25 protein-coding genes are annotated in these 26568 nt (G+C 59.4%); 11 read left to right on the plus strand and 14 right to left on the minus strand.

The genetic code is table 11. From position 1 onward, the window contains the following. Positions 1 to 17: 17 nt before the first annotated feature. The 5 genes from CFBP6623_RS22330 (at position 18) to CFBP6623_RS22350 (ending at position 5113) form a co-directional block, all read left to right on the plus strand. The gene (locus tag CFBP6623_RS22330; protein WP_046801010.1) at positions 18 to 1142 is read left to right on the plus strand and encodes an ABC transporter substrate-binding protein; all 1125 of its coding nucleotides are present in this window, start codon (positions 18 to 20) and stop codon (positions 1140 to 1142) included. 25 nt (positions 1143 to 1167) lie between these two features. Further along, on the plus strand, positions 1168 to 2307 hold the full coding sequence (locus CFBP6623_RS22335) for an ABC transporter substrate-binding protein (protein ID WP_170979852.1): 1140 nt from the start codon (positions 1168 to 1170) through the stop codon (positions 2305 to 2307). Between the two features lie 95 nt (positions 2308 to 2402). Continuing rightward, positions 2403 to 3473, plus strand: coding sequence for an ABC transporter substrate-binding protein (locus CFBP6623_RS22340; RefSeq protein WP_408606504.1), 1071 nt, complete (start codon positions 2403 to 2405; stop codon positions 3471 to 3473). A gap of 63 nt (positions 3474 to 3536) precedes the next feature. Next, positions 3537 to 4454, plus strand: coding sequence for an inositol monophosphatase family protein (locus CFBP6623_RS22345; protein ID WP_046801007.1), 918 nt, complete (start codon positions 3537 to 3539; stop codon positions 4452 to 4454). Between the two features lie 32 nt (positions 4455 to 4486). Continuing rightward, on the plus strand, positions 4487 to 5113 hold the full coding sequence (locus CFBP6623_RS22350) for a dual specificity protein phosphatase family protein (protein WP_046801006.1): 627 nt from the start codon (positions 4487 to 4489) through the stop codon (positions 5111 to 5113). A gap of 119 nt (positions 5114 to 5232) precedes the next feature. Here the strand turns inward: CFBP6623_RS22350 and CFBP6623_RS22355 are convergent, their stop codons facing one another. After that, positions 5233 to 6789: a TerC family protein gene (locus tag CFBP6623_RS22355; RefSeq protein ID WP_080842921.1), complete on the minus strand. Its 1557-nt coding sequence runs from the start codon at positions 6787 to 6789 to the stop codon at positions 5233 to 5235. A gap of 378 nt (positions 6790 to 7167) precedes the next feature. Further along, positions 7168 to 8184: a DUF1402 family protein gene (locus CFBP6623_RS22360; RefSeq protein WP_046801004.1), complete on the minus strand. Its 1017-nt coding sequence runs from the start codon at positions 8182 to 8184 to the stop codon at positions 7168 to 7170. Between the two features lie 230 nt (positions 8185 to 8414). Here CFBP6623_RS22360 and CFBP6623_RS22365 point away from each other — a divergent pair, with 230 nt between their 5' ends. Next, on the plus strand, positions 8415 to 9083 hold the full coding sequence (locus tag CFBP6623_RS22365) for a transglutaminase-like cysteine peptidase (RefSeq protein ID WP_046801003.1): 669 nt from the start codon (positions 8415 to 8417) through the stop codon (positions 9081 to 9083). Between the two features lie 46 nt (positions 9084 to 9129). Here CFBP6623_RS22365 and CFBP6623_RS22370 read toward each other — a convergent pair whose 3' ends face one another. The 7 genes from CFBP6623_RS22370 to CFBP6623_RS22400 form a co-directional block, all read right to left on the minus strand. Continuing rightward, positions 9130 to 9360: a hypothetical protein gene (locus CFBP6623_RS22370; protein ID WP_232370461.1), complete on the minus strand. Its 231-nt coding sequence runs from the start codon at positions 9358 to 9360 to the stop codon at positions 9130 to 9132. A gap of 246 nt (positions 9361 to 9606) precedes the next feature. Then, positions 9607 to 10692: an ABC transporter ATP-binding protein gene (locus CFBP6623_RS22375; RefSeq protein ID WP_046801002.1), complete on the minus strand. Its 1086-nt coding sequence runs from the start codon at positions 10690 to 10692 to the stop codon at positions 9607 to 9609. Next, on the minus strand, positions 10689 to 11516 hold the full coding sequence (locus tag CFBP6623_RS22380; RefSeq protein ID WP_046801001.1) for a carbohydrate ABC transporter permease: 828 nt from the start codon (positions 11514 to 11516) through the stop codon (positions 10689 to 10691). The genes CFBP6623_RS22375 and CFBP6623_RS22380 overlap by 4 nt, the downstream gene beginning before the upstream one ends. Further along, on the minus strand, positions 11513 to 12415 hold the full coding sequence (locus CFBP6623_RS22385) for a carbohydrate ABC transporter permease (protein WP_046801000.1): 903 nt from the start codon (positions 12413 to 12415) through the stop codon (positions 11513 to 11515). The genes CFBP6623_RS22380 and CFBP6623_RS22385 overlap by 4 nt, the downstream gene beginning before the upstream one ends. A 113-nt stretch (positions 12416 to 12528) precedes the next feature. Next, positions 12529 to 13761, minus strand: a complete 1233-nt coding sequence (locus CFBP6623_RS22390; RefSeq protein WP_046800999.1) for an ABC transporter substrate-binding protein — start codon at positions 13759 to 13761, stop codon at positions 12529 to 12531. 61 nt (positions 13762 to 13822) lie between these two features. Further along, positions 13823 to 14725: a sugar phosphate isomerase/epimerase family protein gene (locus tag CFBP6623_RS22395; protein ID WP_046800998.1), complete on the minus strand. Its 903-nt coding sequence runs from the start codon at positions 14723 to 14725 to the stop codon at positions 13823 to 13825. 12 nt (positions 14726 to 14737) lie between these two features. Next, complete coding sequence (locus CFBP6623_RS22400) at positions 14738 to 15772, minus strand: Gfo/Idh/MocA family protein (RefSeq protein WP_046800997.1); 1035 nt, start codon at positions 15770 to 15772, stop codon at positions 14738 to 14740. 139 nt (positions 15773 to 15911) lie between these two features. Here CFBP6623_RS22400 and CFBP6623_RS22405 point away from each other — a divergent pair, with 139 nt between their 5' ends. Beyond that, a complete protein-coding gene (locus tag CFBP6623_RS22405) occupies positions 15912 to 16946 on the plus strand; it encodes a LacI family DNA-binding transcriptional regulator (RefSeq protein ID WP_046800996.1) in 1035 nt (344 codons plus the stop codon). Between the two features lie 25 nt (positions 16947 to 16971). Here the strand turns inward: CFBP6623_RS22405 and CFBP6623_RS22410 are convergent, their stop codons facing one another. Beyond that, positions 16972 to 17850 (minus strand): hypothetical protein, encoded by an 879-nt coding sequence (locus tag CFBP6623_RS22410; RefSeq protein ID WP_046800995.1) that lies wholly within the window; start codon positions 17848 to 17850, stop codon positions 16972 to 16974. 185 nt (positions 17851 to 18035) lie between these two features. Then, complete coding sequence (locus CFBP6623_RS22415; RefSeq protein WP_046800994.1) at positions 18036 to 18809, minus strand: SDR family oxidoreductase; 774 nt, start codon at positions 18807 to 18809, stop codon at positions 18036 to 18038. A gap of 137 nt (positions 18810 to 18946) precedes the next feature. On the opposite strand from CFBP6623_RS22415, the gene CFBP6623_RS22420 reads away from it, so the two are divergent. From CFBP6623_RS22420 to iolG, 4 genes are all read left to right on the plus strand, one after another. Then, on the plus strand, positions 18947 to 19846 hold the full coding sequence (locus tag CFBP6623_RS22420) for a LysR family transcriptional regulator (RefSeq protein ID WP_046800993.1): 900 nt from the start codon (positions 18947 to 18949) through the stop codon (positions 19844 to 19846). 135 nt (positions 19847 to 19981) lie between these two features. Then, positions 19982 to 21031 (plus strand): LacI family DNA-binding transcriptional regulator, encoded by a 1050-nt coding sequence (locus CFBP6623_RS22425; protein WP_052760251.1) that lies wholly within the window; start codon positions 19982 to 19984, stop codon positions 21029 to 21031. 129 nt (positions 21032 to 21160) lie between these two features. Beyond that, positions 21161 to 22177 carry a Gfo/Idh/MocA family protein gene (locus tag CFBP6623_RS22430; protein WP_046800992.1) on the plus strand — a complete coding sequence of 339 codons (1017 nt, stop codon included), beginning with the start codon at positions 21161 to 21163 and terminating at the stop codon, positions 22175 to 22177. Position 22178: 1 nt separating this feature from the next. Beyond that, a complete protein-coding gene (gene iolG / locus CFBP6623_RS22435) occupies positions 22179 to 23168 on the plus strand; it encodes an inositol 2-dehydrogenase (protein ID WP_080842923.1) in 990 nt (329 codons plus the stop codon). 49 nt (positions 23169 to 23217) lie between these two features. Here iolG and CFBP6623_RS22440 read toward each other — a convergent pair whose 3' ends face one another. The 3 genes from CFBP6623_RS22440 to CFBP6623_RS22450 form a co-directional block, all read right to left on the minus strand. Further along, positions 23218 to 24213 carry a LacI family DNA-binding transcriptional regulator gene (locus tag CFBP6623_RS22440; RefSeq protein ID WP_046800990.1) on the minus strand — a complete coding sequence of 332 codons (996 nt, stop codon included), beginning with the start codon at positions 24211 to 24213 and terminating at the stop codon, positions 23218 to 23220. Positions 24214 to 24288: 75 nt separating this feature from the next. After that, on the minus strand, positions 24289 to 25233 hold the full coding sequence (locus CFBP6623_RS22445) for a sugar phosphate isomerase/epimerase family protein (protein WP_046801115.1): 945 nt from the start codon (positions 25231 to 25233) through the stop codon (positions 24289 to 24291). Between the two features lie 17 nt (positions 25234 to 25250). Next, entirely contained in the window at positions 25251 to 26426 is a 1176-nt protein-coding gene (locus CFBP6623_RS22450) for a Gfo/Idh/MocA family protein (protein WP_046800989.1), read from the minus strand. Between the last annotated feature and the right edge of the window lie 142 nt (positions 26427 to 26568).

Genomic DNA, 26568 nt, shown 5'->3' on the forward strand with positions numbered 1-26568 from the left:
GCTGAAGGAGAAACAGTATGAAGCGGACAAAGACGGGTTTGAGCCGGCTGTTATGTGCAACGGCAATTGTCGCAACGTTTGGCGGCGCGGCGAAGGCCGAAGAGCCGTTCGACCTCAATGCCCTGATCGAGGCGGCAAAAAAGGAAAAACCGATCACCGTTTATGACAGCACCGGCAAGATCGTCGAAATGGCGAAGAACTTCGCCGCGAAATATGGCGTGGGTGCCGAGGGTGCGAAGGTCAAGGCCTCGGCCCAGCTGGAGATGATCATCCGCGAGGCGCGCGCCAACAATATTCAGGGCGACGTTTCGATCATCAGCGATGCGCCGGCGGCGATGGCTCAGCTTATTCCTATGGGTTTTGTCGAAAGCTGGCTGCCGCCGGATATGGCCGGCAATATTCCGCCGGAATATCAGGATCCGCTTACCGTCGTCACCAGCGCCAATGTCTGGGCCTATAATAGCGAGCTTTTCGACAAATGCCCCGTTTCCAATATCTGGGAACTGACCGACCCGAAGTGGAAGGGCAAGGTGGCGATGCAGGATCCGCTCGGCAAGGCATCCTATGTCGACTGGTTCAACCAGATGGCCAAGCACGGCGATGGCGAGGTGAAGGCGGCCTACAAGGCGCTCTACGGCAAGGATCTCGAAACCGCAGAGACGAGCGCGACCGCAGCCTGGGTAAAGGCGCTTGCCGCCAACGCCCCGCTTCTGACCGATGCCGATGCCGCGGCCGCTGAAGCCGTGGGTTCGCCCGGCCAGAAGGACGCGTTCATGGGCCTTATCAGCTCGGCCAAGTTCCGTGACAACGCCGAAAAGGGCATGAAACTCGGCCTCTGCAAGGAACTGAAGCCGTGGGCCGGCTGGCTTTATCCGGGCGTCGGCCTGATTACCAAGGGCACTAACAGCCCGAACGCGGCGAAGCTCTTCATTCATTACATCATGACCGCTGAAGGCATCGCGCCGCAGGCGATCGACGGCAAGATGTCGACGAACAAGGAGGTGAGCCTGCCTGCCGACGAGCCTTCGGGTATCGGCGCGGTTCTCGATGATATTCTGCCTTACAGCATGGCCACCAGCCTAGACGACTGGGATGCGCGCGAAACCTGGCAGGACTTCTGGCGTGTGAACTACAAAAAATAACGGGGGGACCGACGCAGTGACTACAATGAAGCAGAACCGATATGGTGGGCAGCGCGGGCGGCGAATGGCCGCCTCCGCGCTCTCCCTCATCTTCTCGCTGGCAGTTGGCGCTGCCGCGCATGCGCAGGACGCTTTTAATCTCGATGCGCTGATCGATGCCGCGAAGAAGGAAAAGCCGATCACCGTTTATGCGGTGACCGGCAAGATCGTCGATACGGCGCTGGCCTTCACCGCCAAATACGGCGTGCAGGCCAGCGGCAAGAAGGTGAACGAGGCGACGCAGGTTGAGCTGATGATCCGCGAGCATCGGGCCGGCAATGTTGTCGGCGATGTCAGCGTCGCAACGGATGTCGCCTCCGCCATGGGTGAGCTTCTGCCGGAAGGCATCGCCACCAGTTGGTCGCCGCCGGATATGGAAGGCGATATTCCGCAAAAGCTGCGCGATCCGCTCGTGGTCGTCTCGGACCCGCATGTGTGGACCTACAATACCGAGAAATACGGCACATGCCCGGTCACCAACATCTGGCAGCTGACGGAGCCGAAGTGGAAGGGCAAGCTTGCCATGCTCGATCTCTTCGACAAGCCGCTTTATGCCGACTGGTTCAACCAGATCGAAACCCACCACGATGCCGATGTCGCCAGGGCCTATGAGGACCTCTACGGCAAGAAGCTGGAAACGGGCGAAAAAAGCGCAACCGCGGCCTGGGTGAAGGCCTTTGCCGAAAATGCGCCTTTGCTGACGGATTCGAGTTCGGTTGCGGATGCGGCCGGTGCGCCGGGGCAGGCCGATCCGTTTTTTGTCATCACCTCGGTGGCGAAATATCGTGACAACGAGGCCAAGGGGCTGAAGCTCGGGCTTTGCAGCGGCGTAAAGCCCTTTTCCGGATTTCTCTATCCCGGTTTCGGCCTGATTGCCGGGCAGACGAAAAGCCCGAATGCGGCAAAGCTCTTCCTGCATTACCTGATGACGCAAGAGGGTATCGCACCCCAGACCGCCGATGGCAAACTCTCCGGCAATACGAAAATCGCCCTGCCGACGGATGAGCCCTCGAAGGTCGCCGATCATCTCGATGAGCTGATGGCGTTCGATGCCGCAACGGCGGCCGACGACCTCGACAAGCGCGAAGGCTGGCAGGATTTCTGGCGTGTGAACTACAAAAAATAAACGGAAGGCGGGTGCCAAGCCCGCCTGTCTTTTCCTTGGGAGGGGAAACGATGAAAAGAACGAATTTGAGAACGGCGTCAGTCATTGCTGCGGCAATGATCGGACTGTCTGCCATGACTGCTGTGGCCGAAGAGGCATTCGATCTGGATACGATCCTGGCGGCGGCGAAGCAGGAAAAGCCGATCAATATCTATGACAGCACCGGCAAGATCGTCGAAATGGCCGAGAAGTTCAGCGCCAAATACGGGCTGAAGGCAACGGGTGTAAAGGTTTCCGCCAATAGCCAGCTGGAGATGATCATCCGCGAAAGCCAGTCCGGCAACGTGCAGGGTGATGTGGTGCTGATCACCGATGCGCCATCGGCTCTCGCGCAGCTTCTGCCGGCGGGTTTTGTCGAGAACTACCTGCCAGGCGACATGGCGGCGAAAATCCCGGCGCAGTTTCAGAACCCGCTGGCAATTTCCACCAACGCCAATGTCTGGGCCTATAATACCGAAGCCCATGACAAATGCCCGGTGGGCAATATCTGGGAACTGACCGAGCCGCAATGGAAAGGCAAGGTCGCCATGGTCGATCCCTTGAGCAAGAGCACATATACGGACTGGTTCAACCAGCTCGAAGCCCATGGAAATCAGAAGGTGGCGGCAGCCTACAAGGCCCATTTCGGCAAGGAGATAGAGGAAAAGGGCGCGTCGGCCGCATGGATCAAGGCAATGGCTGCAAACGGCCCGCTTGCCACCGAAGGTGATGACCCGGTGGCGGAAGCTGTCGGTGCGCCCGGCCAGAAACAGCCTTTCTTCGGCCTCATCAGTTCGGCGAAGTTTCGCGACAATGCCGACAAGGGTTACAAGCTCGGCCTCTGCACGGGCCTCGATCCATGGGTCGGCTGGACCTACATCAAGCTTGGGTTGATCGCCTCCAGGACCAAGAGCCCGAACATGGCGAAGCTCTTCATCCATTACGTCCTGACGGAAGAGGGCATCGCCCCGCAGATGAAGGACGGCAAGCTGCCGACCAATATCGACATCAAGATGCCGGCTGACGAACCCTCGGGGCTTATGAAGGTCGCCGACAGGCTGATGGGATATGATTCCGCCACCGGCCTTGATGACTTCGACCGACGGGAGGAATGGCAGGACGTCTGGCGCGTCAACTACAGGAAATAATCCCGGCCGGCGCGGCTCAGGCCGCGCCGCCGCCTCCTTCTTTTTTGAACGAACAGACTGGATATGCCAATGCACACCTCATCTTCAACCGAGCGAAAATCTGGAAATGAGGAGGCGCTTTCCCGCTCGATGCGGCTGATGAAAATCGCCGAGACGGCGGCGCGTGCCGTGCGCGATCCGCTGCTTTCGGCGTTCCGCTCGGAAATGGCGGTGGACTATAAAGTCGATCTCCACGACATCGTCACCATTCATGACAGGCGTGCTGAAGCCGCCATTCGTGCCGTCATTCTAGCAAGCGAACCTAATTCAGCGATTATGGGCGAAGAAGGCGGCCAGATCGGCAGCGGCGAGGTGCAATGGTATGTCGATCCGATCGACGGCACTGCGAATTTCGCCCGTGGCCTTGCCTTCTGGTGCGTGTCGATTGCCGCCGTCATTGACGGCGAGGCCGTTGCCGGCGTGGTCTATGATCCCGTGGCGGAGCAGATGTTTTCCGCCAACCTTGAAGCTTCCTATCTGGACGGAGACAAGCTGCGCTCCCGCAGTGTTGCAGACGAGACCCGGGCGACCTTGATCACCGGTTATCCTGTCTCGCGTGATTTCCGGCTGGATGGGCGGGAAGCGGCGCTCGCCAATTTCGGCGCTCTTGTCGAGACCTTCTCGACATTGCGCCGGCCTGGCAGCGCCGCGCTCAGCATCGCCCATGTTGCGGCGGGCTGGACGGATGCGGCCGCTGGTTTTGGCGTTAATGCCTGGGATGTGGCGGCAGCCATTCTTATCCTCAAGAATGCGGGCGGAACCTATGAACCGCTCACCCTCGGAAAGGTGGCGCAGGGTTCCGCAGATTTCCTCTGCCCCGGTTATATCGCCACGGGCAAGGGGGCGAATTACCCGACATTGCAGAGAGTGGCGCGATCCATATCCGCAGACCGCATCGCAAAGGCGGCAGCGCAGCATAGCCAGCCGGCCACAAAGGCCTGAAGACGTAATATCGGCACCGACGGAGACATGACATGCCACAACCGGAAAAAATCCAATCCCCAGAGCAGGACTCCGGCGAATTGCCGAAACTCAGCCGCATCTATGAGCGGCATCCGCTTTATGGCGTCGATCTGTTCATTTCGGGTAAGGAGGGCGCAAGCGACCTCAACCTTCTGCGTGAGAACGGCATCACAACCGTCGTCAATTGCGCCGTCAATCTCGATTTCAATTTTGTGGAGCAGCCGCAAATCGTTTCCGATCATGAGGGCAGCGTCTATGGGCCGGGCGAAATCCGCTATTACAAGATCGGCCTGATCGATGGCGCCGGAAACCCCGATACACAGATGGTTGCTGCCCACTACATTCTGCGGGCGGCGCTGGAGCAGATATTGCCCGACAAGCCGTCCTATCCCCGGCGGGAGCGCGGCAGCGTGCTCATCAATTGCCGGGGAGGGCGTTCGCGTTCCGTCGCCGTCGTTGCGCTCTTTCTGCACCTGACGCTGCCGGTGGAATTTCCGACGCTCGATGATGCGATCAGCTTCGTTCGCGTAAAGCGTGAACTGCCGGAAAACGAATGGTTCAAGGCGCCAAAACCCGTGCTTGCGGATGCTGCCCGCCGTGCCGCCGGCTGGATCTCGATGATCGACGCCGCGCACTAAAGAAAGACCGTCTCGGTCCTCGCTGATTTCGGGGCAGTGACAAACCCTCGGCACGAGGCCGAGGGTGACGCCTTGTGTGCCGAGAGGTTGCCCGTTTAGCATCCTCTCGGCGTTCGGTTTTAAGCTTCGCTCACCACGCCATTCCACGCCCGGACCTTCTCGATGTTCCGTTCCGAGCGGGATACGATCTCGAAAGCGAAGCCGTCGCCGGAAACACGCTCGCCGACCTCGGGGAGGCGATTGAGACGCCACAGAATGTAGCCCGCGACGGTGGAATAACGATCGGCCTCGTCCACCAGATCGATGTCGAGAAGATAAGACGCCCTTCTGACATCGACGGCGCCATCGATAAGCCAGGAGCCGTCTTCCGCCTTTTCCGAAATCAGCAGTTCTTCGCCTTCGTCAGGGAATTCGCCGGCGATTGCCTCGAGAATATCCGTCGGCGTGGCGATACCCTGCAGCGTACCGTATTCATCGATGATGACGGCCATCTGCAACGGGGATTTGCGCAGCTGTTCCATGACCTGCAGGGCCGTGGCGCTCTCATGCACCACAAGCGGCTGCCGCAGCGAGCTTTCGAGGTTCAGGCTGCCGTCACGCAGAAGATCGCGCAACAGGTCCTTTGTGGCCGCGACGCCGAGGAAGGAGTCCAGCTTGCCCTGCGCGAGCATCAGCCGGGAATGGTCGAGTTCCAGCAGGCGGTGGCGCAGCGTCTCCGGGTCGGCGTCGATATCCAGCCAGTCGATCTCGGTGCGTGGTGTCATGATCGACACGACAGGGCGTTCGGCAAGTGTCAGAACCCCGCGGATCATGTCCTTTTCTTCGGATTTGAACAGGTCGCTGAGGGTGGCCTGTTCGGCGATAAGATCGGCCGTCTCGCCAAGCGGCTGTTCACCGACCCGGCCGCCGAGAAGCCGCAGTATGGCGTCGGAGGTGCGCTCACGCATATCACCGGCGGTGATGCGCTTTTCGCGGTTGCGCCTGCCAAGCTGGTTTGCCGCCTCAATGAGCACGGAAAAGCCGATGGCCGCATAGAGATAACCCTTCGGAAGATGGAAACCGAAACCTTCGACGATCAGGCTGAAACCGATCATCAACAGGAAGCCAAGGCAGAGAATGACCACGGTCGGATGTTTCGACACGAATGTCATCAGCGGCCTGGAGGCTGCCATCATCACGGCCATGGCCAAGCAGACGGCGGTGATCATTACCCAGAGATTGTTGACCATGCCGACGGCGGTAATGACGCTGTCGAGCGAGAACACGGCGTCAAGCACGACGATCTGCACGATGACTTGCCAGAAGACCGCGTGGACCACCTTGCCCTGTTTCGGCTTGTGGTCACCTTCAAGCCGTTCGTGCAGCTCCATGGTTCCCTTGGCAAGCAGGAAGGCGCCGCCGATGATGAGGATGAGATCGCGTCCGGAGAAGGAGAAATCCGCGATTGTAAACAGTGGCCGCGTCAGCGTGACGATCCATGAGATCGAAAATAGCAGCAGGATGCGCATGATGAGCGCCAGCGACAGGCCGATGACGCGAGCCTTGTGGCGCTGGTGTGGTGGTAGCTTGTCGGCAAGGATCGCGATGAAAACGAGATTGTCGATGCCGAGAACGACTTCGAGAACGATAAGGGTGACGAGGCCGATCCAGATGTTCGGATCTGCTAGGAATTCCATGTTCAGGAGCCTTTATGGGAATGGATGCGAACACGCAAAGCCCCGGACTGAACATCCGAGGCTGAAAGCTGTCGCGTTGAGGAAAACAAGAAAATTCGAGGCTGGCTACGCTTCACGCGAGCCAGCCTCGTTCGGTGTCGACTACTGTCGGTACTGTCGCCTTCGTCAGGCATAGAGCGAATTTATCCCGCTATCCGTGAATTCTTGTGCCGGCCGAATTAGCAGATTTCGGGCGGATGGAAAAGCGCTTTTTGCTTAAGGTTACATTGTGAAGGTACGGCTTGGCAATCTTTGCGTGTGTATCTGTGGGTTTTTACCCGAAAACATCCGATCGTGTACAATCTAGGCGATTGACTACTATTCGAAAACAAAAAAGCGTTATCGCGTTTTTTCGCCGATGTCCGATGTCGTCCGCTGGTCGACGCCCTTGCCGTCAAGAATGTTTTTCAGGATATCGAGGCGGTCGTTGATCAGCCATCCATAATAATTTTCAACCGGCAGGCGGGTTTTTGCGCCCGCATCCACGGCTGCCCGAAGGCGTTCGGCGCGCCGCCTTGGCTGGCCGACATTGTAGAGCGTCGCGGTAATTCCGGGATTACCTGAGATATCGAAGCCCTTTTCCCGGTAGGCATCGATGGAATCCCTGAGGATGGCGGCGATGTAGATGATGCTGCGGTCGGGATCCATAACGTCGTGGTAGATTTCCTTCGGCCTCTCCGCCGTGAGTTTCGGCAGGCCGCTTGTCCTGTTTACGAGATCGGTGACCTGCAGGGCCGTCAGCGGGCTGATCTGGCCAAGTCCAAAGGTCTGCCCCGCATAAAACGGCTGGAAGAAGGCACGCTGGAACGAGATGGCCTCGTATCTCGCACCATCCACGACCTTGCCGCGAAAGTCCTCATCCCAGACGGTGTCGCGGCAGCTCCATTGTTCGGAGGTGGTGGGAAGCGGCTCGCAGGACCGGAATTCCGGCCGCTGGAGGAATGTCTTCAGGGAAACGCCATTATAGCTGAACCTGATATCGAGTTCGGCGTAGGAAATCGCCTTGACGTAATAGGTCTGCAGGCGGTCCACGGCCGAGACGTTGAAGGTATGTTCTCCGACGATGGCGCCGACAATATGTATCGGATCGATGCCATAGGCCGCTGCTGCCTTCTTGATCTTGCTGAGAAGGGCGGGCTCGCTGTTCAGGAGATCAATCGTCTTGCCGAACTTTTCCTCGTAGGTTGTGTAGAAAGCCTTGGTCCGGATCGCCGAGGCTTGTGGTATTTCCGGCTGCTGGGCGGAGCGATTTCCGGGAGGAACGACAGTCATCTGCTGCGCGACGGCGTAAGAAGGAAGGCAGGCCAGCGTCATGATGACGGTGGCTGTGCGGGTGATCTTCGCAAACAGGCTCATGCAACGTTCTCTGTAACGTGGATTTATCGTGGGTGTCGGTCTTTCTTAGGCAGGCCATCCATGCATGGCAAGTTTGCCACCGCTCACATTCCCGTTGTTGGCCACTGCGAAGGGTGTCGCACGACCCGGCGGTAGCAGGCGCGCCAATTTTCCGGATCGTTAAAAGTCGAGTGGTTTGTTTCATTTGAACTCAAACCGGCAGCGATAGGTCATGTCATCAGGAGATGAACATGAGCTATTTCAACAAATTGCTGCAGGCATGTTTTGTTCTGACCGTTGCCGGTCTGTTGTCACCGGCAGAGGCTTCGCCGTCCATGTTGACGGGTGCGATCACCTCCCAGCCGGTTGGACATTATGAATTCTGCCAGCGGCATTCGGTTGAGTGTCAGCCCATGAAGGCCATGCCACCGCTTCATCTCACGCCCGACAACTGGAAAACCATGGTTTCGGTCAACAGCGCCGTCAATGTCGAAATCGACCAGCGTTCCGATATGGAAGTATGGGGTTACGAGGACTATTGGGAATATCCCTACAAGGGTGCCGGGGATTGCGACGACATCGTGCTGGAAAAGCGCAAGCGGCTGATGGATATCGGTCTGCCGGCCTCCAACCTGTTGATTACCGTTGTCCGTGACGAGCGGGGAGATGGCCATGCGATCCTCACGGTGAGGACGGATCGTGGTGATTTCATCCTCGACAATATGAAGCCGACAATCCTTCGCTGGGACGAAACGCCCTATAGCTATCTCAAGCGCCAATCCACCGATCATGCCGGTCGCTGGGTGGATATTGATGGCTCTGGTTCGCCGGCCATCGCCGCGCGCGAGGTTGATCGTGGTACCGCCGTGCCCGCAACCACCGCGCGCCGCAACATCATCGATCTGTTCAGGAACCGCTGAACCGGGCGGCTTTGCGGGAAAGCTGCGGCTGAAAGCGTCGTAACGATCAGTCGCGGCGTTTCAGGGCGTCGACAGCGGCTTCGGCGCGTGCAGCGGCCTCGCTTGCTTCACGCGCAGCGTCGGACACGGCCTGTGTGTCGGTTGAGGAACCGTCATAGCCGCCCATGGCGCGCTCCCCTATGCCGATGTGAAAATCTTTCAGCTGGAAAGCCGCAAATGCCAGTGTGCCGGCGGCGGCGATGATAAAGCAGGTCGTCATGTTCAGCTTCATCTGCATTTGTCTGCTCTTCAGCCGGTGATGTGCAATTCGGTTGCCTGTGACGAAAGCAGCCGATGAAGCGGCATATCGGGTTCCCGACGGCGGCGCGGTCGATCGCAGCATCCGACTGCGATCACAGGCGCTGTTATATGTTCTCGTCGAGGATAACGCCACCGGGAAAAGGGTCTGGTTTCTGGCCTTGCAGCGTTCCCCGAGGTCATTGGAAATATCGCTTGGGGAGCGCGCTTTTTTCCTGCGCTGCGCTTACCGTTTTGCGAGACCGGTGCCCGTTTCCTCATCAAAGAGGTGCAGATCGGTGGGGGCGATATCGAGGCCTATGACCTCGCCGGCCTTGACCTCGCTGCGTCCCTGCACCGCGATGACCAGTTCTGTGGATGTTCCTGTTGTGAGGAACGTGGCTGAGCCGGTGGTTTCCACGGCGGAAACGGGCAGCGTCAATGCCGCCCCGTTTGCCGCTGCTGGCCTTATGTGCTCCGGCCTGATGCCGACGATCACATGTTTGCCTGGCGGCAGGGCGGCCGGATTCCTGATCTGCTGCTGCGGCTCACCTTCGCCGAACCGCAATTGAAGCGAAGCGCCGTCCGGGCTGACGATGGCCGGAATGAAATTCATCGCCGGTGAGCCAATGAAGCCCGCCACGAAGCGGTTGACCGGGTGATCGTATAGTTCCAGCGGCGTACCCTGCTGTTCGATGATGCCATCGCGCATGACGACGACATGATCGGCCATGGTCATCGCCTCGATCTGGTCATGGGTGACATAGACCGAGGTTGCGTGCAGGCGGTCGTGAAGCGCGCGAATTTCCTTGCGCATATGGACGCGCAGGGCCGCATCGAGATTGGAAAGCGGTTCGTCAAACAGGAAGGCCTGGGGATTACGGATGATCGCCCGGCTCATGGCCACGCGCTGGCGCTGGCCGCCGGAGAGTTCGCGCGGATAACGCTTCATCAGCTTGGAAAGTCCCGTCGTTGCGGCAACCTCTTCGGCTGCCTTGCGGGCCTCGGCCTTGGCGACGCCACGCATGCGCAGCGAATAGGTGAGGTTTTCCTCCACCGTCATATGCGGATAGAGCGCATAGGATTGGAACACCATCGCTACATCGCGCTTGCGCGGCGGCACGCCGTTCATGAGCGTGCCGGCGATGCGCATGTCACCGGCCGATATGGTCTCCAGCCCGGCCAGCGAACGCAAAAGGGTGGATTTACCGCAGCCGGAGGGGCCGACAAGTGCCACGAAGGTGCCCTTCTTGATGGAAAGGCCGATATTTTTCAGGGCATGAAAGGCGCCGTAATATTTGTTGACGCCGGAAAGTTCGATCTGAAGGGTCATTTGAGTGCTCCTGAGGTCAGGCCGGACACGATGCGGCGCTGCAAGAGAATGAAGAGGGCGAGAATGGGCGTCACATACATGGTCGCATAGGCCATGATGTTGTTCCATTCGCTGGTATTGGGGCCCATGAAGGAATTGAGGCCGACGCTGGCGGGCTGCAATTCGGCCGCCTGTATCATCGATTTCGAATAGACGAACTCGCCGAAGGCCTGCATGAAGATGAGGATGGCGCTGACGAGGATGCCGTTTCTGGCAAGGGGCAGCACGATGTTGAAGAAGGCGCCGACCCGGGAATTACCGTCCACCAGTGCCGCCTCCTCCAGCTCCTGCGGCACGGCCATGAAGGTGGCGCGCACAAGGACCACGAAGAACGGCATGCTTTTCGCCGCAATGGCGAGAATGACCGACAGGCGCGGATAATCCAGAAGTCCGAATTGCGAGAAGCCGACGAAGATCGGTGTGATCATCAGCGATGCCGGCAGAACCTGCAGCATGAGGATGAGGAACAGACCGATATCCACCCAGACATTGCGATAGCGCGCCAGCACATAGGCGCAACCGACACCGAGAATGGTGATCAGCAGCACAGCGCCGGAGGCGATCAGTACCGAATTCCAGAGATATCGGCCCATGTTGCGGCTTTGCCAGACATAGGCATAGGTCTGCCATTGCGGGTCTGTCGGCCAGAAACCGGGCGGATTGGCGAACATCTCCGATCCGCTTTTGAGCGAGGTCAGATACATCCAGTAAAGCGGAAAGAGGTAGATGATGGCGAGCACGATGGCGATTGCCAGCATCAGGCGGTTACGGTTGGTGGTGCTCATCCGCGCACCTCATGTCGTGTGGAACGCACATAGACGATGGAAGCCAGCATGACGAAAACGATCATGATGACGGAGATTGTCGCGCCCTTGCCGAAATCATATTGCCGGAAGGACAGGTCCCAAGCCCAATATTGCGCCACGTTGGAGCTGTTGTTCGGTCCGCCATCGGTAATGGCGGCGAAAAGATCGAATTGCTGCAGGGTAAAGATCAGCCCGAGGGAGACGATCGCGCCGATGGTGGAGCGCATCATCGGCAGGGTGATGGTGTAGAAGCGTTGCCAGGCGTTCGCCCCGTCCAGTTCCGCCGCTTCGTAAAGATCGCCGGGGATTGAGGCGAGGCCGACGGAAAGCAGGATCATGTTGAAGGAAGTGCCGAGCCAGACATTGGCGATGACGACGGCCCAGAGCGAAAAATTCGCATCCGAACGCCAGAAGATATTGCCTGAAATCAGGCCGCTTTCCCGCAGGAAGAAATTCAGCACACCGAAGTCGCCGGACAGGATCCAGTTCCAGATGGCGCCGACGACGAGGCCGGGCATGACCCAGGACACGAGGAACAGGCCGCGCAGCCAGGTGGCGCCCGGAAAATTCACCCAGAAGAACAGCGCCAGTCCGAAGCCGATGGCGAATTGCCCGGCAATGGAGGCGACGACGAAGGTGACGGTGTTGAAGAGGATCGGCAGGGTTTCCGGCTGCCGGAACAGATCGAAGTAATTCTTGAAGCCGACGAAGGGGCGCACGAAGGTGCCCAGGCTGAACATGTCGACTTCCTGAAAGCTCATGACAATGTTGTAGAGCAGCGGCAGACCCGCCATGACGAACAGGAAACTCAAGGGCAGGGCGACAAGGACGATGTCGAAACCGCGACCGTCACTGACGCTGGAAAACAGTTTTTTCATGAAACATCCTCGCAAGCTCCGCTTGGGGCCGCCGTCGCATTTTGCGACAGGCGACCCCACCGGGAGGAACCCTGCGGATGGGCGTCGGACACTCCGCTCGCCCGTCCGTCCAATCAGCCTTCGACCAGCTTTATCTTTTCAGCGGCCTGATCGAGCGCGGCTTTCGGCGTCATCTGTCCCGACAGGGCGCCCTGGATAGCGTCCTGAATGGCCTTGGAAATCTTCGGCCATTCGGGTGAGGGGCCGCGCGGCTGCGCATATTTCAGCTGCTCGACAAAGGTCTTCAGCGCCTCATCCTTCAGTGCATTGCCGGTTGGCGGCACGGGAACATCCGAGCGCGCCGGCAATTGACCGAAGTTCTTGAACATGTCCTTGTCCTGCGATGCGAAGAATTCGATGGCCTTGAATGCTTCTTCGGGATGTTTGGTCTTGGAGAAGATCGCCCAGTTATAATCACCCATGGCCGATGACCGGGGGGCGTCAGGTGTGGGCACCGGCAGCAAGGCGACACCCCAGTCGAACTTGGCGTCCTTCAGCATACGATCGATTTCCCACGGGCCGGAAATGACCATGGCGGCATTGCCGGCGTTGAATGTGGCGGTGGAATCCCACTGGCTGCGCGTCAGCGTGTCCGGTGATGCGAGCTTTTCATCCAGCATCAGTTTCCACGTTTCGAGCGCTTTGACGGCACCCTCGGTATTGATGTTCTTGTAGGTTGCTCCTGCCATCTGCGCCCAGGGCAGGAACTGGAAGGTGCCTTCCTCATTGGCCTTGGCGCTGAAGCTGATGCCATAGACGTTCTTTGAAGGGTCGGTCAGCTTGCGGGCCGCTTCCACCAGCTCGTCCCAGGTCTGCGGCGGTTTTGCCGCATCGAGCCCTGCGGCCTTGAACAGGTCCTTGTTGTAATAAAGCGCGATCGTATTCGTCGCCTTCGGCACGCCGAAATACTTGCCGTCCCACATCACCGATTTCAGCGGTCCGGGAAAATAGTTTTCCGTCTTGATGACATCCGACTTGGCGATCATGTCGGTCACATCAAGAAAGGCGCCGCGGGCGGCGAACATGGCGTGGTTGGGGTTGTCGATGGCGATGATATCGGGCGCATTGCCGGTCGAATAGGCGCGCATCGCTTCGCTCACCACGTCATCGAACTGCAATTGCCGATATTCGATCTTGATGCCGTTATTGAGCTTGTTGAACTCGTTTATGAGGTTCGGTGCCGGCTGGATATCACGATCCAGCGACCACAAGGTCAACGTCACGTCCTCCGCGTGGGCGGCAATCGCTCCGGCGGATACGCCCGCCAGCACAAATGCGCCGGCCATCATGCATTTCGCGATACCCATAATCTCCTCCTCTTGGTTATCGTCGCTGCAATTTCCGGAAACCTTCTCCCAAAGGCGTCCGTTATGTCGGGTCGACGACGAAATCGCCGCCGCGGCATTTTTTCAGATAGTTCAAGCCATGCACCTGGCCCGTCATTTCCAGCGCGTCGCGATAGACGGGGTCATGCCAGCCTTCGATGTCGATGGAGCCGGACCAGCCGGCAAGGCGCAGTTCGGAAATAATGTCGGTCCAGTTGCTGTCGCCGAAGCCCGGCGTGCGCATGAAGACGAATTTCTCCCTGCCGAAAATGCCGTGTTCGCGAATGACGTCCCAGCGGATGGTCGCGTCCTTGCCGTGCACGTGGAAAATCTTGTCCGCCCATTTGCGGATCTGCGGCAGCGGATCGATGAGGTAAACCATCTGGTGGCAGGGTTCCCATTCGATGCCGATATTGTCCTCAGGCGTTTCGTTGAAGATCAGTTCCCATGCGTCGGGATTGTGGGCAATGTTCCAGTCGCCGGTCTGCCAGTTGCCGTCCATGGCGCAGTTTTCGAAGGCGATCTTCACGCCCTTGTCGGCGGCGCGTTTTGCAAGTTCGCTCCAGATTTCCTTGTATCTTGGCAGGCTTTCCGGCAGCGGCCTGCCGCGCAGCCGGCCGGTGAAACCCGCAACGCAGGTGGCGCCGAAATGATGGGCATTGTCGATGCAGTCTTTCCAGCCCTGCAATGTCTGAAGGTCGATCTCGGTTTCTTCCAGCGGATTGCCGAACATGCCGAGCGTGCTGATGGTGATATCACGTTCGCCGATCGCCTCGCGGCAGCGCTTGCCGAGTTCAGCGATGTCCTGGCCGTTGGTCGTCTGCCAGAAGAACGGCTCGAAGCTTTCAAAGCCGAGATCGGCGATCTGGCCGATGCGCTCGGCCGCCTGTCCCTTGGTGGCGCTGACCATGGTGCCGATACGGATGGATTTTGCCGGATTGCTCACGTCTTTCAGTCCTTATGCTGCAATGGAAACACGCTGACCAAGGCGGGCGCTTTCAATCGCGCCGATCACCATGGCAAGGCTGTTGATGTTGTCGAAAGAGGCTGTCTCCGGCATCCGGCCGGTGCGGATGGACTCCAGGAACGAGAGAATGACGCTGGCGTGGCCGCGCGTATCCCGTTCAGAAACGGCATCGGAAACGTTTACGGTCGTAGAGCCTCGTAACAGGCCCTGTTCATCACCCGCCACGGAGGCCGAAAAACCGTCTTCTCCATCCCAGAGGATCATTCCCTTCGAACCGATCAAACGCCAGCGGGCTTCCCAGCTGGTTCTTTCACCCTCGGCGCACCAGGAGCCACGATAGGTGAAGACCACATCGTTGGAGAATTCGAAAATGGCATTGGCGCTTGCCCCATGGGCATACCAGGAACCGGCTGGATTCTTTTCCACGCAAAAGACGGAGAGGGGCTTTTCATTGGCAACAAAACGGGCGGCGTCAAAGGTATGGATCGCCATGTCGAGAAGCAGGACGTTCTTCATCTCTTCACGGAAGCCACCGAAATGAGGACCAAGGAAAAAGTCGCAATGAATGGCCGTCAAGTCGCCGATGATGCCGTCTTCCACGGCGTGTCGTAGCCGCCGGATACCCGCCACGAATCGCCGATTTTGCACCACCGCGTGGACTTTACCGGCATTTTTGGCCAGTTCCACCAGGCTCGCAGCCTCTTCCATCGATGCCGCAAGCGGCTTTTCGCTGAGCACGTGGCACCCGGCCTCAAGGCCTGCCGCGACCACGGCAAAGCGCGCCTGCGGGATGACGACGTCAAATAATATGTCTGCATTTGTTTGCGCCAGCACCTCACGGAGATCGGTGCCGATGACCGCATCTGCCAGCCCGAATTCTTCGGCAAGCCCGCGGGCCGTGCTCTCATTCAGATCAACCAGCCCGGCGATCCTGATCGAGCCGGCAATTTCCGGCGTGGATTGAATGGCGCGCAGCCAGCCTTTGGCCATGGCTCCGCACCCGCATAAAACGGCATTGAATGTCATCTCATCTCCCCGGACTCTTTCGCAAACTCCTCTTTGCGCAGAGTGTCGTAAACGTTTACGAGACTATGACGATGATGTTAGATATGTCAAGACCGTAGAGGGGCGCGTTGATGGCGCGCCGGGCTTTGGAGGGGAGTGCATGAAAGGAATTCGTCAGCTTGCCGATTATCTGGAGATATCGATAGGCACCGTTTCCCGTGCCCTGAACGGCAAGCCCGATGTGAACGAGGAAACGCGCCGCCGTGTTCTGGAAGCGGCGGAAAAGCTTGGTTATGTCGCCAATCAATCGGGCCGCAGCCTGCGGCAAGGTACCACCAATGTTATCGGCCTGATGACCGGCAGCGACGCGCAGACGGTGGAGAATTCCGACAACTTCTTCATGGGCGTGACGGATGGTCTGCAAAGCGTGTTTTCCGGCCACAATCTCGATCTTATCGTTCTTCCCTGTCCGGGGGAGGAAGATCCGGACGAATATCTAAAGCGCATGGTGGCGCGCCGCATGGTTGACGCGATGATCATTTCCTCGACCCGTCGGATCGACAAGCGTGTGGATTTCTTGAAGCAGACCCGTCTACCCTTCGTCGCGCTGGGCCGCACCTCGTCTAGCACGGACCATGCCTGGATCGATCTCGATTTCGAAGGCGTGGCAAAAAGCGCCGTCGACCGGCTGGTGGCCGCAGGTCATCGTAGCATTGCGGTGGCGGCCGCCGATAACGACATCAATCTCGGTTATGTCTTTCTGGAGGCATATAAACGCGCCCTCGAGGAAAAAGGCATAACATACGATCCGTCTCTGGTTATCCGGACAAAATCGAGCGAGCAGGGCGGATATCATGCCGCCAGTGAGTGGCTTCAGATGCGCCCACGGCCGACGGCCATCGTGCTGATCTATGAGTTGATGGCGGTCGGTCTTTATCGGCGGCTTGCCGAAGTCGGCCTCAAACCGGGGCGCGATCTCGCCGTCATCGGCTTTCGTGATGGTCCACGCGGCCAGTTTCTGGAACCGCGCCTGACCAGTTTTCGCATGTCCCTGCATGATCTTGGCGTGACGGTTGCCCAGACGCTTCTATCGACCATGCCGGCCTTTGCGCCTTTCTATCCCGATCAGGCCCGCCATTGCATCTGGCCGATGCTGCTTGTGGCGGGAGAGAGTGACCTTGCACCTGCACCTTAGGCGCCAGCGGCGGCTCGCCCTTATGTCAGAGTTTGTAGTCTTGAATGCTCACGACGCCGAACGGATTGAATTTGTAGCTATCGTCCTCGTACCGCATGTCATTGGACAGGGTGGCCTGATGAGCCGTTACTGTCGTTTGCACACCATCGCGCGCCATCTGATCGGCAATATCGTCCATCAGCGCGGCGATCTTCAATTGCTCCGGATTGGTTGACGGCAGGTTTTCGTCTTTTCGGATGAAGCCCACCTCGACATCAGGCAGCCCGACCAGATGAAATCCGACGCTTGCCATGCCCTTGGCATCGTCGCCGATGGGGCGGCGTGCAAAAGCGAGACGGCAGGTTTTGGCGAGCGCCAGCAGATCACCGGAGGCGGCGTCGCTGCGCGACTGTTCGAAAAGCTCTTTCCAGCGTCGTGCTCCATGCGCGACGCCTGCGCTTTCGCCTTTGACGGCAATGGCGCCGTGGTCAAGCATATGTTGCACGAACTGCAAGGCCGTGGCGGATGTCATGACCGCGTTTTCTGCGGCCATCGACGGGCCAAGCACGTAAAGAACCGAGCCGTGTCCGGCGACAGCTTCTTCGTCAGCCTCCTGATAGGTGTTCGGATCAACACGGTCCCAGCAGACATTGAAGGAGCGCTCCATCCGGTCGTCCGGTTCATCCTGCGAATATTCTTCATCGATACTGAAATCGGTAGCAAATGTGTCGACTGCGGTGCGAGCGCTTTGTTGGAGCGCTGCCAGACCTTTTTCTGTTCCGAGGAAACACAGAACATGCCGGGGTTGGTACTCGGACCGGGATTCGGCAAAGGCCGATGATTTGCTTGCTGCTTTGCTGAGGGATGGCGCCCCCAGAACAAGGCTGCCCAAAAAAGCGAGAACACCGCGACGCCCTGAATTCATCCGCTCCCCCTAAATGGCTCCGTCAACGGGATGGGGAGTTTTATACCGGCATATTCATTCAGGCCATATGACATATGTCTTTTTATGGTCCCGCGGCCGTCGAATTTGGTCATGCCCGCCAAAAGAAAGGTGGCGAAAACGTCTGCACGCTTCGCCACCACACCATCGAAGAAGATCGATCGAGATTATTTGGTGGTGTAACCGCCATTGACCAGAATGGTCTGCCCCGTCATCCACCAGCCGTCAGTAACGAGAAAGCGGATATAGGGAACGATGTCCTCGATATCGGTAAGGCCGGTTTTCGAGAAGCCGGAGAGTGCCGCGGCGCTCTTGTGATAGGCCTGCGCTTCCGGCGTCTCCTGCCCGTAGAAAAACGGCGTATCCATGGGGCCGGGACCGATCGCCGTCACCGAGATGCCGCGTTCGCCGAATTCCTTGGCGGCTGCGCGGGTGAAGTGCTCCACCGGCGCCTTGGTGCCGGCATAGCTGGCGTAAAACGGCGTGAATGCTCCAAGCAGGGAGGTAACGAGAGTGCAGATCTTGCCATTGTCGTTGACGTGGCGGCCGGCCTGCTGGAGGAAAAAGAAGGCCGACTTGGCGTTGACGGCGGTCATCTCGTCATATTCGGCTTCCGATGTTTCGAGGATCGGTTTCTTCAGCACCTTGCCGACCGTGTTGATGGCGATATCCGGCCGGCCGATGGCGGCGACGGCATCGGCAAACAGTTTTTCGACCGCGCCTGCCGTGGTGAGATCGGCCTGAAGGGCAACGCCCTGCGCGCCGGCTGCCTTCACGGCCGCCACGGTTGCGTCGGCGTCGGCCTTTGTGGCGGGACTATTATAGTGGATGGCGATTGCGCCTGCGCCCTGGCTGGCGAAATCGCGTGCGATCAGCCCGCCGAGGTTTTTTGCGCCGCCGGCGATGATGATTGTTTTACCTTTGATGGAATGATCGGTCATGGGGTTGGCCTCCTTCTGTCGGTACACAGCGATGCCTGCTGCGCTTTCATGCAGCAAAGATATCGTCTAGAATTGCGTGATAAAGTCCGTCATTCTGACATGACTTGTCAGAAAATCCGCACAGTAAGGGATGTCCATTGGATCGCATCGACCTGTTCCGTATCTTCGCGCGTGTCGTAGACTGTGCGAGCTTCACGCGGGCCGCCGATACGCTTGGCATTCCGCGCTCCTCGGTTTCGGCAGCGGTGCAGGAACTGGAGGCGCGCGTTGGCGCACGCCTGCTCAACCGCACCACGCGCAAGGTCTCTCCGACCGAGGATGGGTCGGCTTTTTACGAGCGGTGCCAGCGGCTTATCGCCGACGTCGAAGATGCGGAAAACCTGTTCAGGCAAAGCGCGGCGCAACCCTCGGGGCGGCTGCGGATCGATGTGCCGGGCCGGATCGGACGCCTTGTCATCGCACCCGCCTTGCCTGAATTTCTCGACCTTTACCCGCAGATAGACATCAGTCTCGGCGTGACGGACAGGGCCGTCGATCTGGTGGAGGACAATATCGATTGTGTGCTGCGCGTTGGTGCGCTCAGCGATTCCGGTCTCATCGCAAGGCCGATCGGCAAGCTGCCGCTGATCAATGTCGCCAGCCCCGCTTATCTCGAGCGTCACGGCATGCCGCAGCTTCCCCATGATCTTTCCCGCCACTGGGCCGTCAATTACGCTTCTCCTTCCAGCGGGCGCGTGGAAAACTGGGAATGGCTCGAAGGCGAGGCGCTGCATTCGGTTTCCATGCGCGGCCGCGTCACCGTCAATAGTGCCGAGGCCTATATTGCCTGTTGTCTGGCCGGTCTCGGCTTGATCCAGATACCCGCTTACGATGTCAGGCCGCATATCGAGAGCGGTGAACTCGTCGAGATCATGCCTGCCTATCAGGCCGAACCGATGCCGATGACGCTGCTTTATCCGCACCGCCGGCATCTGTCGCGGCGATTGCAGGTCTTTGCGGACTGGCTGGAAGCTCTGTTGCGGCAACGGCTTCTTTAGCCTGCCGGCACCATATTATTTGCGCGAGATTGTGCTGAAACAGTTGATTGATTTCCATCAGGAAGACGATAGTCGTTATAGCCGTGCGGGCGAAAATAATGAACACACAGGCAGGCGATGCGGAGGAGCTTGGGGATGGTGTCGAAACGGCAGGGCAGGCGTGTCACGATCACGGATGTTGCCGAACGGGCAGGGGTCGGCACGGCAAGCGTCGACCGGGTCCTCAATGATCGCGGCAATGTCAGCGAGGCGGTCAGCAAACGGGTCCTCCAGGCGGCGAAGGAACTTGGCCTGCGCCGCATGTTGCCGCAGGCGCATCGCAGGCTTATCCGGATCGACGTCATCCTTGCCCGGCCGGAACTGCCGCTCATCGCCCGCATGGGTTTCGAGTTCCGGCGGATCGCAACCTCGCTCGACAGATCGATCGTCATTCACCGGACGGTGCTGGAGGATGAGCGGCCGGAAACCCTGGCGAAGGCGCTGGCAAAGACCGGCTGCGATGCGGTGGTTTCCTATATGCAGGATCATCCGCTCGTTCATGCGGCGGTGGAGGAGTTGAGCGCGCGGGGCATTCCCGTCGTCACCGTCATCTCCGATGTTCCCGGCTCGGCACGGATCGGTTATGCCGGAACGGATCACTATCGCGCCGGCCGCTCGGCCGGTTATTTCATCAGCAGGATGGCGCGCAAACCGGGGCCGGTCATCCTGTTGTGCAATCATCTCGGCTTCCAGTCACATGCCGACCGCGTGCGCGGTGTCACGCAGTTTCTGGCGGAAAAGGCGCCGGGCTGGCATGTGGCGCGTATCGTCGAAGGGGGCGACGACCGCGCTCGCTCGGAGCTTCATCTGCGCGAGGCCTTTCATGCCGAACCCGATACTGTCGCCGTCTATAATGTGGGGGCGGCCAATATCGGCGTGGCGCGGGCCATCCGCGCCGATATTCTCCCGGATCGCCCCGTCTTTGTCGGGCACGAACTGACGCGCAATACCGCCGCTTTTCTGCGGGAAGGACTGATGTCGCTCACGATCGACCAAAGCCCGGAACTGCAGGTGCGGCTGGCGGTGAACATCCTGCTTCGCCATTTCGAATTCTTCGATGCCGGGCAGGGATCCTTTCCGCCTGAAACGGAGGTGCCTGTCGTCCTTTACGGGCCGGAAAACCTCCCGAATCCGCTGCCTTTCTGAGAAGCCGCACGGCTGATGGTTTTCCATCAGCATGGCATTTGCCGGGCATGAAGCGCCGGGGCATGTTTGCCGCGTCGGAGGGCTTGGTCGGCCGATCAAAGGCGGGCGTCCCTCCAGGGAGGATACATTATGAACGACACCATCGCCCCCGTTCGGTGGGGCATACTCGGCGCTGCGCGTATTGCGGACGGTGCCATCATTCCGGGTCTGGTCAAAAGCACCACCTGCGAGCCGCTCGCCATCGGCGCGCGCAGCCTGGAACGGGCAAGAACCATGGCGGACCGGCACGGCATTCAGCGTGCCTATGGCAGCTATGAAGAGGTGCTTGCCGATCCGGATGTTGAGGCGGTCTATATCGCCCTGCCGAACCATCTGCATGTGGAATGGACTCGCAAGGCGGCAGATGCCGGCAAACATGTTCTGTGTGAAAAACCGGCAGCCATGACGGCTGCGGAACTCGATCAGCTCAGGGATATCGATCCGGCGTTGAAGATTTCCGAGGCCTTCATGGTTCGCCAGCAGCCCCGCTGGATCAGGCTACGGCAAATCTTTCAGGCGGAGGATTATGGCAGACCGCTTTCCTTCTCCTCGCTCCTGTCCTTCATGATGACCAATGAGGCGGATTTCCGCCAGAAACCGGAATTCGGCGGCGGGGCCTATTACGATCTTGGCTGCTACACCGCCATGGCGGCGCGTTATGTCTTTGGCTCCGAACCGAAACGCGCTTTCGCCGCCGCCACCCATAATGCTGGCGGCATCGACATGTTCACCTCGGTCATCCTCGATTTTGGCGACGGCAGACACGCGACTTTCATGGTTTCGATGGCGCAGGCCTCCTCGCAATCGATCCAGATCGTCTGCGAAAGGGCCTTCATATCGTTGCCGCAGGCCTATGTGCCCTCACGCGTCAGCCCCAACATCATCGCCATCGACACCTCGGCCGATCATGCGAATTCGGACATCCACACGCTCGAATTTCCGCCACTCGACCAATACGAGGAAGAGGTGACGAATTTTTCCCGGGCAATTCGCGGCGAGGCGGTGCCCTATTTCGACATGCGGGATGCGCGAGCCAATGCGGCCGTGGCCGACGCGGTTTTCGCCTCGGCAAAAAGCGGCGCATGGGTTGATGTGAAAGGATATTGAAATGACGATCAAACTTGCCCTCATTGGCGCAGGACGTATCGCAAAGGTGCATGCGCAGGCGATTGCCGGCAGTGCCGATGCCGAACTTGCAGCAGTTTCGGACGCTCTGCCGGCCGCAGCGGAAGCTCTGGCGCGGGCCTCGGGCGCGAGGGCGGCGGATGTGGATGCCATTGCGGCGGATCAATCCATCGACGCCGTGCTGATCTGCACGCCGACCGACACCCATGCCGACCTTATTGAAAAATTCGCGAAAGCCGGCAAGCACGTCTTTTGCGAAAAGCCTGTCGATCTCGATCTTGCCCGGGCCGAAGAGGTGGTCTCGATTGCCAGGGCGGCGGGTGTGACGCTGATGCTCGGCTTCAACCGCCGTTACGACCCGAATTTTGCCGGTGTGCGCGCCGCGATTGATGCCGGGCGCATTGGCGATGTTGAAATGGTGACGATCACTTCGCGTGATCCGGGTGCACCGGATTTGTCCTATGCTGCGCGTTCGGGCGGCATTTTCCGCGACATGACGATCCATGATCTCGACATGGCTCGCTTCCTGCTCGGCGAAGAGCCGGTTGTGGTGTCGGCCCATGCTTCGGTTCTCGTGAAACCGGAGCTGAAGGGCATAGGCGATTTCGACAGCGCCACCGTCATTCTCGAAACGGCGTCGGGCCGCCAGGCGGTCATTACCAATTCGCGCCGCGCCACCTATGGTTATGACCAGCGGGTGGAAGTGCACGGTTCGCTTGGTGTTGCCCGTGCGGAAAACCACCATGAGAACACGGTCGTCATCGGCAATGCGGATGGTTATCGTAGCGCGCCCCTGCAGAACTTCTTCATGACGCGTTACACCGCGTCTTATGCCGGTGAAATTGCCGAGTTTATCGCGGCCCTCAAGCAAGGCAGGCAACCGGCCACCACCGGTGAAGACGGCGTGGTGGCCCTCAAACTTGCCAATGCCTGCGTTCAATCGGTGGAAACCGGAAAGCGCGTTACCGTTTAAGGCAAAACGCAGCAATTGCATGACGCGTCCCGACCCGGCGCGCCGTGCTTCAGATTTGCAGGCCGGAGGAGCGCCGGATAATCAGTTCCGGCGCTATGACGAGGTTGCGGATCGGTGCTGATGGGTCGGCGAGCCGCGTTGTCAGCGTTTCGACGGCAGCGGCAACCATGTCCGGCACCTTCTGGCGGATGGTGGTGAGTGAAATCGGTTCGGAGGCGGCCATGGGTATGTCGTCGAAGCCGACGACCGCCACCTCATCCGGCACCCGGAAGCCGTGCCCGGCAAGCCGGCTGATGACGCCAAGCGCAATAAGGTCGTTGGCCGCAAAGATTGCGGTCGGGCGGTCCTTTCGGGCCATCAGCGCATCGGTTGCCGCGCTGCCGGCGTCAACGTCATACCGGCCCTCGGCGATGATGGGTTTCAGGCCCTGCCGTTGCATCGTGTCGCGATAGGCGTTTGCGCGGCTGTTGGCGCCGGCGCCGCTGCCGCCGGTAATATGGGCGATGGCGCGATGACCGAGCCCCAGCAGGAACTCCGTTGCCAGCCGGGCGCCTAGCGCATCATCCGAGCTTACGCTTTCCACCGTCTCCGTTGCCAGATTGCGGCCGATATAAACCGTCGGTAGCAGCTTCGAAACGGCAGCGATCTCTTCACGCTCCCCCGGTGCGCCGATGAGGACGAGGCCGGCAATGCGCTGGTCGATGAAGGCGCGCAGCGTGGCGGCCGTGCCGGAAACGGCCAGCATGGCGAAATAACCGGCATCCCGCAAAGCTTTATCGCATTCGCGCGCCAGCATTGCCTCGTAAGGGTTGAGCACATCGCCGACAACAAGGCCTATCGTGCGGCTCTGGCGGCTTGCCAGCGTCTGGGCGGCAAGGTTCGGCGTATAATTGAGGCTGGCGGCAGTGGCGAGGATATGCGCTTTCGTGTCGCCACGGACTCCGGGGTCGTTTCGCAGCGCGCGCGATGCCTGCGAGCGTGAAACACCCGCCGCCTTGGCGACATCTTCAAGCGTTACTCCGGGACGGGCGGGAAAGTTGCTCATGCTTTCCTATAAAGAAGGCTGATGGAAACTGGCAAGCGCCGGCGCTTTAATTTCGCGGTGCGACCCCAGCAGGCGTCATTTGACGCCTGCTGATTGTTCTATGCAGAAGCGCAGGGTGGTTGCCGATGTGGCGACGGCTTCGAGCGGCGGCATGGAGTAGTCCTCGTTCTCGATGCTGATGACGTCATCATAACCGGCCTTGCGCAACGCCCTGATAATATCGAGCCAGCCATGCACGGCGGTGCCGTGGCCGAGCGAGACGAAATTCCATGAGCGGCCTTCGACTGGCATCACATGTTTCGTGTCGAGCAGGCCATCGATCCGCGCGCGCAGTTCGATGCGTGAATCCTTGCCATGGACATGGTAGATACACTCACCCAGCGCCTCGATGGCGGAGATCGGATCGCCGCCCATCCAGATCAGGTGGCTGGGGTCGAAATTGACACCGACGGTCGGCCCGACTGCGTCGCGCAGGCGGAAGAAACTCTCGCTATTATAAACGCACTGGCGTCCGTGCTGCTCGACGCAGATCTTCAGGCCCTTTTCGGCCGCGGCTGCTGCGAATTTTCTCCAGAAGGGCAGAACCCTTTCGCTCCATTGCCATTCCAGCATTTCCATGGCCTCGAGCGGCCAGGAAGAGGTGATCCAGTTCGGGTTCCGGTCCTCTGCCCCGCCGGCGGGAAGGCCGGACATCATGACGATCCGTTCGACGCCGAGCAGGGCGGCCAGCTCCAGCGTGTCATAGGCAAGTTTGCCGTCGTCGATCCCGATCTTTCCCGGATGCAGCGGATTGCCCGAGCAATTGAGCGCCGATATTTGGAGGTTACGTTCCTTCAGCATGCCCTTCAGGCGATCTCGCGAGGCCGTATGGGCAAGCAGATCAGCGATATCCACATGCGGTGCGCTCGACCAGCCGCCAAGCCCGAATTCGACATGGGTAAGGCCAAGCTCCGCGATCTGGTCGAGGCAGGCGGCAAGCGGCAGCGCGCCGAAGCCGTCGGTATTGAGACCAATTTTCATCATTTGCTCCTTTGGCATCAGACGGAGATGTGTCTGACCTTAACGGGCTGGTTGGTATCCGCGCTTTGCTGGATCGCATCGAGGATTTCGCTGGCGCGCAGCCCATCGAGGATGGAGCCATTCGTCATCGGCCCGCCCTTGGCGATGGCGTCGAGGAATTCATGGATCATGAAACCGAAGACCTCGGCATAACCGATGGCGACGCCGTCATGCGGCACCGGCAGCAGCGCGGCGAAAGGCAGGGCCGGATGGTTGGCGACGATGGTGAAGGGCGACTGGCCTGAACCGTCGAAACGGGCGATCTCGTAATGCGCCGGCGTACGGGAGTTGTAGCGAACCGTACCTTTCGTGCCGGTGATCGCAACGGTCAGGCTGTTGCCCATGCCCACGGCAACGCGGCTGGCAAGAAAAGTGCCTTGGCAACCATTTTCGAAGCGTAGCAGGGCGGACATGACATCGTCATTGTCGACCAGTCGGCTTTCCGTGCTCAACGCTACATGGTTGTGGCCGATGCTGGCGCCGGCCGGCAGGAAACGCTGCTTGATGGAAATGGTCGCGATTGCACCGGCGATCTCTTCGACTTCACCGCACAGGAAACGGGCTAAGTCGACGGCATGGGTGCCGATGTCGAGTAGTGCGCCCGGTCCGGCCCGGTCGCGCTCGTAACGCCAGCTATGGGGCAGCTGCGCATCGGCGGCATATTCGCTTTCATACTGGACGAGCGCGTTGACCGGTTCGCCGATCTCGCCGTTCTGGATCAATTGCCGGATTGCCGCGATGGCGGGAATGCGGCGATAGTTGAAGACGGTTGCGGAAACGGTGGGGGTCGCTCTCGAGGCCTCATAGATGCGGGCCGCCGTTTCCGCATCAAGCGCCAGCGGCTTTTCGCAGATGACGTGTTTGCCGGCCGCGAGTGCGGCCAGCGTGACTTCCGCATGCAGGAAATTCGGCAGGCAGATGCTGACAATGCCGATTTCCGGATCTGCAAGCACGTCTTTCCAGTCCGAAGCGATGGTTTCGAAACCCCAGTTTGCCGCCATCGAGGCGGCAAGCTCACCATTGGCGTCGCAGATGGTCTTCAGGCGCAGGCCGGGGAGCCGGCCCGAGATCCGATCGATATTGACCTTGTAGCCGAAGGCATGCGCAGCGCCGATCATGCCGGCGCCGATGACCGCGATTGCCGATCCTGTCATATGTTCCTCCCAGAGACGGATATGTAATCTGCAATTTTGATATGAGAGCGCTCCCATATTGTCAATATCGCTGTGAGTTCCATCGAGGATGGGCTGGTTGTCGTTAGATTGTCCGGATTCTGCAGGGTTTTGATATCCAGCG

The organism is Agrobacterium tumefaciens (assembly GCF_005221385.1).
In the GTDB taxonomy this organism is placed as follows: domain Bacteria; phylum Pseudomonadota; class Alphaproteobacteria; order Rhizobiales; family Rhizobiaceae; genus Agrobacterium; species Agrobacterium tomkonis.